Raw genomic sequence first — 1,253 nt, 5'->3', positions numbered from 1 at the left:
GTGATTTGTCGCTGTTGTTCAATTTCCCGTATTGCCTGCTTATCCAGATTGCACTGCTCAATCACCGTCAGTAACTGTTCATTCAGTATGAGACCGTCACTCCATGTCATTTTGTCGGGAATGACCGGAGACAGACAATCAGCGAGCAGATGTGCCGGAATAGGTATCGGTGGCACCGGAACGTATTCGGTTCGTATGCTGCTGCAACCGGATAACAGCCCCATCAGGCACAAGGCGATTGGCGCAATCATGATTGGCAACAACCGTTTTGATGACCGTTTTGGTTTGCTCAGAATCCACGGCCGACCGATCCCGGCTTTCGCTATTAATTCGTGAGATATCATTGATGATCCTGATGGACTGAAAGGCGTTGTCGGTGATGGCCTGCTGATTCTTATGCTTCGTGTTCAGGTCGGTATAGTCCTTGTCCTTTCGCTGATACTCACTGTAATAGAACCAAAGCAGACCAGAGACAATCACCAGAGCGCCGAGGGTGAAGTGCTGGCTGCTGAACTTCATAGCAACATCACCGCTAAGAAAAACCAGCCCCAGCCGATCAATGTACATATCAAAACAAATGTTGTATCTGACATTTTCATATCACCCACCTTATTGAGTGCGTGTTGTTTTGCCTTTGCCTGTCTCAGCTAAAACAAAATCCAGCAGTAAATCCGTAGCCTGCCCTACCAGCTTATTTATCTTGCTTTCATGCTCAGGCCTAACCTTCTTCCATTCGTTAAGACCCGTACCAAATACACTGGCTAGCTGCTTATCTCTTTTTAAGTCAGCGCAGGCCTGATTCAGTTCTTCCATCACGCTACGCTTGCGGGGATTAACCGCTATACCCTTTGTCCAGTAGTCATAAAGCACATCGTCGCATTCGTCCTGATAGCGGATCACCTTATCCCTAATTTCAGGTTTGACTTTGTTGGGGTAAATAGTTGTTAGCCAGCCAGCAAGTTTGCGGAGGGCAAGGCAAGCCATTGATTGCGAACCGCCTTTTGTGGGTATGGTGATTTCCACCATACCTTTACTGAACCGTTGATTTAGCTTGGTTAACTGACTTTTCCAGTCCATCCCCATTCCTTCAACAATGGGTTTCATTGGCACGTAAGGCTCATTGTTGTGTTCCACAACATAAAGCTCATCATCATAAAAAGGGACTGTGATTGTATACATATTGCGTATTCCTATAGAAATAAGAGCCTGCTGACGTAGAAATATCGCCTCATGAAAGGTCGCCACCTAGCGAT

General features: G+C 46.4%; 3 protein-coding genes. All 3 read right to left on the bottom strand.

The window, feature by feature from the left end:
* The coding region (gene lysC / locus NXS07_RS22295) for an Rz1-like lysis system protein LysC (RefSeq protein ID WP_438818397.1) at window positions 1-224 on the bottom strand (224 nt) is incomplete at its 3' end.
* Window positions 139-567, bottom strand: a complete 429-nt coding sequence (locus NXS07_RS20160; protein WP_258087527.1) for a DUF2570 family protein — start codon at window positions 565-567, stop codon at window positions 139-141. The genes NXS07_RS20160 and lysC, both read right to left, overlap by 86 nt.
* Window positions 568-609: 42 nt before the next feature.
* Complete coding sequence (locus NXS07_RS20155) at window positions 610-1,179, bottom strand: phage antirepressor N-terminal domain-containing protein (RefSeq protein ID WP_258087526.1); 570 nt, start codon at window positions 1,177-1,179, stop codon at window positions 610-612.
* Window positions 1,180-1,253: the final 74 nt, after the last annotated feature.

Origin of the sequence: Xenorhabdus bovienii, assembly GCF_024721015.1 — a bacterium.
GTDB lineage: Bacteria > Pseudomonadota > Gammaproteobacteria > Enterobacterales > Enterobacteriaceae > Xenorhabdus > Xenorhabdus bovienii.
This window is presented reverse-complemented; position numbering and strand designations above follow the sequence as displayed.

Excerpts from the sequence above, each read along its gene's own strand:
- NXS07_RS20155 (WP_258087526.1), bottom strand. The coding sequence starts at position 1,179 with ATGTATACAATCACAGTCCCTTTTTATGATGATGAGCTTTATGTTGTG.
- NXS07_RS20160 (WP_258087527.1), bottom strand. The coding sequence starts at position 567 with ATGTACATTGATCGGCTGGGGCTGGTTTTTCTTAGCGGTGATGTTGCT.